This window comes from Pseudochrobactrum sp. AO18b, assembly GCF_000409565.1.
Classification (GTDB): Bacteria; Pseudomonadota; Alphaproteobacteria; order Rhizobiales; family Rhizobiaceae; genus Pseudochrobactrum; species Pseudochrobactrum saccharolyticum.
Window position 1 is genome coordinate 1 of the sequence record NZ_ANNO01000127.1, and the last position, 9,203, is coordinate 9,203.

Annotated in this window: 8 protein-coding genes; 4 read left to right on the forward strand and 4 right to left on the reverse strand. The window is 53.0% G+C overall.

Annotation, left to right across the window (positions count from 1 at the left end; all coding sequences use genetic code 11):
• On the reverse strand, positions 1-1,227 hold a 1,227-nt coding region (locus tag A918_RS19520), incomplete at its 3' end, for an MFS transporter (protein ID WP_022710050.1).
• A gap of 278 nt (positions 1,228-1,505) precedes the next feature.
• Here A918_RS19520 and corA point away from each other — a divergent pair.
• Complete coding sequence (gene corA / locus A918_RS0105315; protein ID WP_022710051.1) at positions 1,506-2,504, forward strand: magnesium/cobalt transporter CorA; 999 nt, start codon at positions 1,506-1,508, stop codon at positions 2,502-2,504.
• 18 nt (positions 2,505-2,522) lie between these two features.
• Here the strand turns inward: corA and A918_RS0105320 are convergent, their stop codons facing one another.
• Both A918_RS0105320 and A918_RS0105325 read right to left on the reverse strand, forming a co-directional pair.
• Positions 2,523-2,993: a GreA/GreB family elongation factor gene (locus tag A918_RS0105320; RefSeq protein WP_022710052.1), complete on the reverse strand. Its 471-nt coding sequence runs from the start codon at positions 2,991-2,993 to the stop codon at positions 2,523-2,525.
• Positions 2,994-3,107: 114 nt separating this feature from the next.
• Entirely contained in the window at positions 3,108-4,136 is a 1,029-nt protein-coding gene (locus A918_RS0105325; protein ID WP_022710053.1) for an asparaginase, read from the reverse strand.
• Between the two features lie 203 nt (positions 4,137-4,339).
• On the opposite strand from A918_RS0105325, the gene betI reads away from it, so the two are divergent.
• The 3 genes from betI to betB all read left to right on the forward strand — a co-directional run bounded on the left by betI (position 4,340) and on the right by betB (position 8,249).
• A complete protein-coding gene (gene betI / locus A918_RS0105330) occupies positions 4,340-4,948 on the forward strand; it encodes a transcriptional regulator BetI (RefSeq protein WP_028233420.1) in 609 nt (202 codons plus the stop codon).
• A 10-nt stretch (positions 4,949-4,958) separates the two neighbouring features.
• The gene (gene betA, locus A918_RS0105335; RefSeq protein ID WP_022710055.1) at positions 4,959-6,608 is read left to right on the forward strand and encodes a choline dehydrogenase; all 1,650 of its coding nucleotides are present in this window, start codon (positions 4,959-4,961) and stop codon (positions 6,606-6,608) included.
• 177 nt (positions 6,609-6,785) lie between these two features.
• A complete protein-coding gene (gene betB / locus A918_RS0105340) occupies positions 6,786-8,249 on the forward strand; it encodes a betaine-aldehyde dehydrogenase (RefSeq protein WP_022710056.1) in 1,464 nt (487 codons plus the stop codon).
• 108 nt (positions 8,250-8,357) lie between these two features.
• On the opposite strand, the gene A918_RS0105345 is transcribed toward betB, so the two are convergent.
• Positions 8,358-9,203: HAD-IC family P-type ATPase (locus A918_RS0105345; protein WP_022710057.1), on the reverse strand; the 846-nt coding region annotated here is incomplete at its 5' end.

Here is a 9,203-nt window from a genome sequence, read left to right on the forward strand (position 1 = left end):
CACAAGGCCAATCGCCACGAACAGCATGGCACTGGCCGTGTAAGTTCCGGTCAGATCATGGATAATACCGATCAGCAGCGGCACAACCGATGCAATCATATAACCGACAAATTGCACCATGCCGGACAGATGCGATGCCACGCGCGGATTTGGCGAGCGCAGCACGATTTCGGTCATAGCCGCAGCAATCAATCCGCCAAGACCGATGCCTTGCAGAACCGCCCAATACCAGACCGACCAGAGCGGCATAAACAGCATCGCCAGCATGGCGATGGTCGCAAAAGCGATCAGTATCACATTCAAAAGACTCTGATTGCGTGAACGCACGGCAATTGTCGGCACAACCAGACAGGCAATCAGCTGCATGCCAATGGAGACGGAAACCACAGCACCAGCCGTAATGCCATCCAGTCCGCGCTCACGCAGGATCGGCGACAACCAGCCAAACACAGTAAAAGCCAGCGATGACTGCAAGCCCATGAAGAAGGTCAGCTGCCATGCGATTTTATCACGCCATAATCCGGTGACTTTGCTTTTATTGGCCGCCCGCTGATGTTTCACACGCCATGTCAGCACACCCCAGAGTATACCGACGATCAGCGCCGGAACCGCCCACAGGCTCAGCGCCTGCTGCCATGAATTATCAAGCGCCCTGTAAACGGGCAAAGTCACCGCAGCGGCAATTGCCGCGCCGCCGCTCAGCGCCATTGTATAAAAACCGGTCAGCAAAGCTGCTTTGTCCGGAAAATCACGTTTCACAATGCCGGGCAGCAACACATTACAGGTCGCAATACAGGCTCCTGCCAGCACAGTACCGGCAAACATCAGCGTAACCGGTCCGGTGCCGCGCAGAAATGTGCCGAAGGCCAGCAGCAATACCGCCAGCAACAATGTACGCTCCATGCCGATACGCTCACCAAATTTAGGAGCCAGAGGCGCGAAAAAGCCCAGACAAAAAACCGGTAAAGTCGTCAGCAGCCCTGCAGTCAAAGAGCTGATACCAGTAGAGGCAATAATTTCAGGCAGGAGTGCTGAAAAACTGGAGAATAACGGACGCAGGTTCAGGGCAATCAGTACCAGACACAGGCCTGCAAGCAGACGATAGACTGGTGTCATGCCGTGATGCGCAGATGATGCCGGTTTAGACTGAACGGGTTGTGAAACTGCTGTTTCAGTTATCGTGTGCAGATTACCTTCAGCCAGCAGCGGCTCGCCCGTGACAGACATGAAATTACTATTCCTGTTTTTCTTCAGAGCATTATGCACCCGTTCGGACACAGAAAGGACACTCTGAATTATTGAAACTATGCACCGCGCCTTGCGAAAACCGGTTCCGGTTTATGCGCCGGTGCTATAGTCCGTTATTTGAACTCTGATTGATATATCTTTAACCGTGGGATGTGTCCACAGCAGGCGGATATATGTCACCGGCATCGACATGCCTTATTTACATATATACGGCTATAGTGCTGTTTCATTTTATTGACAGGGATTTTTGAGCAAAGATGCTGACTGTATATTATCGCAACGGCGACCTTCTCATTCCGGTTGAACCTGCAACGCAGATTACAGACGATCTTTTGCAAAAATCACTCTGGATCGATCTGGTCAATCCGACTGCAGAAGAGGAAAGTCAGGTTGAAAAATGGGCGAATATCCCCATCCCGACGCGGGAAGATATGGGAGAGATTGAAGAATCCAGCCGGTTTTACAGTGAAAACGGCGCGCAATATCTGACAGCGCCATTCCTGCATCTTGCAGAAGATGATCACCGGATTGTCAGCCCTGTCACTTTCATTCTAACGGATAAACTGCTCATCAGCGTGCGCTATGCGCAGCCAAAATCCTTTGTGCTCTATGTCGCGCGCACGGCCAAAAGCGGCAACGGCCTGATTAACAGCCGCACCAACAGCCTTTGCGTTTTGCTTGGCATTATCGAAACCAATACCAACCGGCTGGCGGATTTCATTGAAGGGGTGAGCGAAAAAATCGACAATGCGTCACACCGCATTTATCGCCGTCCGGATAACAAACGCCCGATGTCGACCCAGAATTTCCGCGAAATCCTCAATGAAATCGGTGCCCATGGTACGTTTCTCTCAAGGATGCGTGAAAGCCTGTCCGGCATTCGCCGGTTGCTGGTCTATATTACTGCCAACAGCTCCCCCAAGACACAGGCCAAAGATACCCGTGCATGGCTGAAAACACTGGAACGCGATACGCAGTCACTTGAGAATTACGTTGATTTTCTCAACAACAAAATCAACTTCCTGCTCGATACGATTGTCGGGCTGATCTCGGTTGAACAAAACGCGATTATCAAAATCTTCTCAGTGGCAGCCGTAGGCTTCATGCCGCCGACACTGATCGCTTCGATCTATGGCATGAATTTCAGCTTCATGCCGGAGCTCTCAGAAAAATGGGGCTATCCCGCAGCACTCGGGCTGATGGTTATCTCTGCGCTGATCCCGCTTTACTTCTTCCGCAGAAAAGGCTGGCTCTGAACAGAGCCGGCAACTTATCTATTTGATGGCTTTAAAGCTGATAATCTCCAGCTCGCGGCCATTCACAGTCACCAGATCACCCTTACCCTTGCCAAACAATGCTACAGCAAGCGGTGAGATGTGAGAAATCGTGCCCTTAGACGGGTCAGCCTCATCCTCGCCGACAATCATCCAGCTCTGTTGACGGCCGTCTTCATTCTCAACAGTGACCTGCATACCAAAGCGGATCACCTCACCGTCCTTATCGGCCAGTGTCAGTTCTGCATTCTCCCGCCGCGCTGTCCAATAGCGCAAATCGCGGGAGACATGAGCAATTGCGGCCTTGTCCCCGTTGGCTGTCGCCTGCCCCAGTTCGGTTTGCAGACGTGACAGTTCAGCCTCAATCAGCTTGAGGCCGTTTTGAGTAACCAGATTGCGGTGGTGACTGACCGGACGTTCCACCAAACCGGAAGGAACATCGTCCTGTTCTTTTGTAAAAGCTCTGCTCATAATTTAAAGGTAGGAAGTAACCACAACAAAAGCAAGCTGCGCGGAAAAACAATTAAGCCGCGCATCTTTATGATACGCGGCTCAATTATTAAATACTTATAGTATTTTTTATTCTCAGAAAGAAACAGCTTTCAGTCCATCAACCAAAACGGAAGATGGTGCAATATAACCGAAATCAATGCCGTTCCAGTTACTCATACGGCGCGTTGCACGAGCTTCCAGCTTGCCCGACAATTCTGCATCTTTTGCAAAGAGCTGTGCCAGCAAACGTGTCACCATAACTTCTGCTGCACGGGTGGCACCATCATCGCATTTCATGGCAAAGCCTACACCCAGTTCAGGCACGGCACCGCAGAACACACCTTCCGCACCGGTTTTCACGAAAATACGACCCGGTGCGAGTTCCATCAACTCAGTACAGGCACGACGGCTACCGGCCACATAAAACGCCGCAGCCATGCAGGCATCTAACAAGCGCTTGGCGGCTTGCGCACGAACAGGTGCCAGACCTGTACCGGTTGCCATACGGGCAAAGCCACGTGCCATAGCATCCAGACCAATGGCATAGGTCGGGATGGAACAACCATCCGTGCCATATTCATCAGCATTATGCACCGCGCCGGTCACTTCCTGCATGGTTTCACGTACAATGGTCTGAATTTGTGAACTCGCCTGCACATAGCCTTTGGTCTTCAAACCCATATGGGCGCAGGTGCAGAGAAAACCGGCATGTTTACCGGAACAGTTATTATTGAGCGCAGTCGGCTCCTTGCCACTGCGGGCAACTTCGATCAGCACTTTCTGGTCAGACGGCCAATGGGCACCGCATTCCAGATCATCACAGGACAAACCGGCTTTCGCCAGCATCGAAGCCGCACGCGCCACGTGCTCTGGTTCACCGGAATGGGAAGCGCAGGCCATGGCCAGCTCTTCATTGCCGAAACCATAGGCATCAGCAGCACCGCTTTCCACAAATGGCAGTGCCTGAATCGCCTTGATCGCCGAGCGCGGATAGGTCGGGCGCGTTACATCCCCGATGTTCAGAACGGTCTTACCGTCACCATCGAACAGCGCCAGCGCACCACTGTGGCGACTTTCCACCACTTTACCGCGCTCAACTTCAACCAAAACCGGATTTGCCATTTTAAAACTCCGCATCATTCACTGCCGATGCTCTAGCAAAATAGTCTTATGCCGTCAAAACGCATCAATCCCATCAGATGGCGGATTTTCACATTTTATAATCGCATCATAGTATTGAAATAAAACAATAATAAACTCTTGATTGACTGATCAATCAATAAAAACGATAATCAACCAAATCCAAACAATTTTGTGAGACAGACATGCCTAAAGTGGGAATGGAGGAGCTGCGCCGGAAAGATCTGATCTCGGCCGCTATTCAGACAATCGGCGAGCGCGGTTCGCTTGATGTGACTGTTGCGCAGATCGCCCGCAAGGCCGGTGTATCAGCAGCGCTCGCGCATCACTATTTCGGCGGTAAAGATCAGTTGCTTTTAGCCACTATGCGTCACTTGCTGAGCGAACTCGGCACTGATTTGCGCCTCGCCTTACAGGCAGCAGACAGCCCGCGTGCAAGGCTTTCCGCAATTATCAGCGTGAATTTCTCCGCCTCACAGTTTGCCCATGAAACGATTGCGGCATGGCTCACCTTCTATGCCCATGCACAACAGTCACTGGAAATGCGCCGTCTGCTGCGGGTCTATGCCCGTCGCCTGCATTCCAACCTGTGCTTTGCACTGGAGCAACTCACAGACAAACAGACCGCGCAGCATATTGCTGAAGGTACCGGCGCTCTGATCGACGGCCTTTATATCCGCCACGCGTTGGGTGCCGATGCGCCGGAAGCGCCAAAAGCCATTGCACTGGTTGAGGATTACATCACCGTCCAACTGGCACGCGCGCCATCCACCCCATCTCGCAACCGGCATTAAGGAAACCACTATGGAAGCAGATTTCGTTATCATCGGCTCCGGTTCTGCCGGTTCTGCCATGGCCTACCGCCTGTCTGAAGACGGCAAGCATTCTGTTATCGTTATCGAATATGGCGGCACCGATATAGGGCCGCTGATCCAGATGCCGGCCGCTCTGTCCTTCCCGATGAATATGTCCACCTATGACTGGGGTTTTAATACCGAGCCGGAACCGCATCTGAATGGCCGTCGTCTGGTTACCCCGCGCGGCAAGGTTATCGGCGGTTCGTCTTCGGTCAATGGCATGGTCTATGTGCGCGGTCATGCCAAGGATTTTGATCATTGGGCTGAGAGCGGTGCCAGCGGCTGGTCCTATGCGGATGTACTGCCTTACTTCAAACGCATGGAGCACTCCCATGGCGGTGAGGAAGGCTGGCGCGGCACCAATGGCCCGATGCATGTGCAGCGCGGCAAGCGCAGTAACCCGCTGTTCAAAGCTTTCAACGACGCCGGAAAACAAGCCGGTTTTGAAACCACAGATGACTATAACGGCTCGAAACAGGAAGGTTTCGGCCCGATGGAACAGACCATCCATCACGGCCGCCGCTGGTCAACCGCCAATGCCTATCTGCGCCCTGCCCTCAAACGCCGCAATGTGACACTGGTCAATGCTTTCGCCCGCAAAGTGGTGATTGAGAATGGCCGCGCGACCGGCGTTGAGATCGAAAAATCCGGCACAGTCAGTGTTATCAAAGCCAAGCGTGAAGTGATTATCGCCGCTTCCAGCATCAATTCGCCAAAACTGCTGATGCTTTCCGGTGTTGGCCCTGCGGAGCATCTGCGCGAACACGGCATTGAAGTCGTGGCAGACCGTGCCGGTGTCGGCGCCAATTTGCAGGATCATATGGAAGTCTATGTGCAGCAGGAATGCCTGCAGCCGATTACGCTCTATTCCAGCCTCAACCTGTTTTCCAAAGCCCGTATCGGTGCGGAATGGCTGTTCTTTAAATCCGGTCTCGGCGCGACCAACCATTTTGAAGGCGCGGCTTTTGTGCGCTCGGCTGCCGGTGTGGAATATCCGGATATCCAGTTTCACTTTCTGCCAGTTGCGATCCGCTATGACGGTAAAGCTGCAGCAGGCGGCCACGGTTTTCAGGCACATGTGGGGCCGATGCGTTCCAAGTCGCGCGGTTCTGTCACGTTGCGCTCCAATGATCCGAAAGAAAAACCGAAAATCCTGTTCAATTATATGTCGCATCCGGATGACTGGCGCGACTTCCGCCATTGCATCCGCCTCACCCGCGAGATTTTTGGCCAGCAGGCTTTTGACCCGTATCGTGGCCGCGAAATTCAACCGGGTGATGATCAGGTCACAGATGAGCAGCTGGACAACTTCATTCGCGATCATGCAGAGAGCGCGTTCCATCCATGCGGTACCTGTAAAATGGGTTCAGTCAATGACCCTATGGCCGTGGTTGATCCGGAGTGTCGTGTGATTGGTGTTGAAGGTCTGCGCGTGGCTGACAGTTCAATTTTCCCGCGCGTGCCTTACGGCAATCTCAACGGCCCGTCGATCATGACCGGCGAGAAGGCTTCAGATCATATCTTAGGCAAAACACCGCTGCCGCGCTCGAACCAAGAACCTTGGATTAGTCCGCGCTGGCAAGTATCCGATCGCTAAGAGCATACTAAAAACCGCCATGCCGGTCTGCAAATGGCATTTTCTGCGCTTCCGGTACTCATGTACACGACAGGTACATTGCGTTCCGGTTCTCGAAAACACCCTTTTCGCCACGGCCTGACAATTTTTGAGCTATGCTCTAATTCATAAAGTTCTAAGAATTTAAAGGAATTTCCCATGCGTGCACAGCCGCAAGCCTCACATTTTATCAATGGTCGTTTTGTTGAAGACACGACAGGACGTGCTTTTGATGTGATCTATCCTGCCACCGGCGAAGTCATTGCCCGCCTGCATGGTGCGACACAAGCCATTGTCGATCAGGCTGTTGAAGCCGCTGCCAAAGCGCAGGTTGAATGGGCAAAACTCAAGCCTGTTGAGCGTGGCCGCATCCTGCGCCGTGCCGCAGACCTGATGCGCGAGCGCAATCAGGAATTGTCGGAACTGGAAACTCTGGATACCGGCAAGGCCATTCAGGAAACACTGGTAGCCGATGCAGCTTCCGGTGCCGATGCGATGGAATATTTCGGCAGTGTAATCTCCGGTTTCAATGGCGAGTTTGTCGAACTTGGCGGGCCTTTTGCCTATACACGCCGCGAGGCATTGGGCGTTTGCGTTGGTATCGGCGCATGGAATTACCCGATCCAGATCGCATCATGGAAATCTGCCCCTGCTCTGGCCATGGGCAATGCGGTTGTGTTCAAACCATCGGAAAATACGCCGCTGTCAGCTCTGGCACTCGCACAGCTTTACAAAGATGCCGGTCTGCCGGACGGGCTTTTCAACGTGGTTCAGGGCTTTGGTGATGCTGGCGCGGCACTGATCAGCCACCCTAAGGTTGCCAAGGTTTCTCTCACAGGCTCTGTACCGACAGGCAAGAAAATCATGGCGCAGGCCGGTAGCGAGATGAAACAGGTCACCATGGAACTCGGCGGCAAATCCCCGCTGATCGTGTTCGATGATGCCGATCTGGAAAATGCCATTGGCGGCGCGATGCTCGGCAATTTCTATTCCACCGGTCAGGTCTGCTCCAACGGCACCCGCGTTTTCGTGCATGAGGCTGTTGCGACAAGTTTTGTGAGCCGTCTGGTTGAGCGCACCCGCGCTATTCAGATCGGTGATCCGCTTGATCCGAGCACGCAGATGGGACCAATGGTGAGCCTTGCCCAGCGCGATAAGGTCTTGTCCTATATTGAGAAGGGTAAAGCTGAAGGTGCCAATCTGGTTTGCGGCGGCGGTGTACCAGCCCTGCAGGGACTGGAAAACGGCTTCTATATCGAGCCGACAATTTTCACCAATGTCAGTGATGATATGAGTATTGCACGGGAAGAAATCTTCGGCCCTGTAATGAGCATTCTGACCTTCAGCGATGAAGATGAAGTCGTTGCCCGCGCCAATGATACAGAATTCGGTCTTGCCGCCGGTGTATTCACCGCAGACAGCGCCCGCGGTCATCGTGTGATCGCAGCACTCAAAGCCGGTACATGCTGGATCAATGCCTATAATCTGACACCGGTGGAAGTACCATTCGGTGGCTATAAAAATTCCGGCATCGGTCGCGAGAACGGCCTCGCCGCTCTCTCCCATTACAGTCAGATCAAGACGGTCTATGTAGAAACCGGCAAGGTCGACAGCCCTTACTGATTTCCGTTCATGCCAAATAAAAAGCGGGCAGTTTTGCCCGCTTTTTATTTGTTTTCACGCATTGTCCTTACGCAAAACCGGTTCCCACTTTTGCTGGAAATGCTCCAGTCAAAGCTTCAATGCTCTCAACCTCAATGAGTTGGCAATCACCGAGACCGAGGACAGGCTCATCGCCGCAGCTGCGATCATCGGTGACAATAAAGTACCGGTAAACGGATAGAGCAGCCCCGCTGCCACCGGAATACCCAGTGCATTATAAACAAAGGCAAAGAACAGGTTTTCCTTGATATTGCGGATTGTCGCCTCTGCCAGATGATGCGCACGGGCAATGCCGGTGAGATCACCTTTGAGCAGCGTAATCCCCGCACTTTCCACGGCCACATCAGCACCCGTGCCCATAGCAATACCAACATCGGCTGCGGCCAGTGCCGGTGCATCATTCACACCATCGCCCGCCATAGCAACTTTTTTGCCCTGTTTGTGCAACTCATCAACCAGCGCTTTTTTATCTTCCGGCAGCACATCGGCACGCACATCATCAAGACCGAGTTTAGCCGCCACAGCACGCGCTGTACGTTCATTATCACCGGTTGCCATAATGATTTTCAAACCGCGCGCATGGAGTGTGCGGATAGCTTCTGCAGCTGTTTCCTTAATCGGATCAGCCACAGCAACCAGACCTGCCAGCTTGTTATCAACGGCAACAAACATCGCGGTCTTTCCTTCTGCCCGCAATGTATCTGCCCGCGCCTGAATGGCGGCAATATCCAGCCCCATATCCTGCATCATGGCAGGATTGCCGAGCGCAACTGCCCGTCCTTTTACCGTACCGGCAACACCTTTGCCGGTAATCGCTTCAAATTCATCCACATTATCTGTCTTCAACCCTTTTGCTTCCGCACCGGCAACAATGGCTTCCGCCAGCGGGTGCTCCGAGCCTTTCTCAAGGCTCGC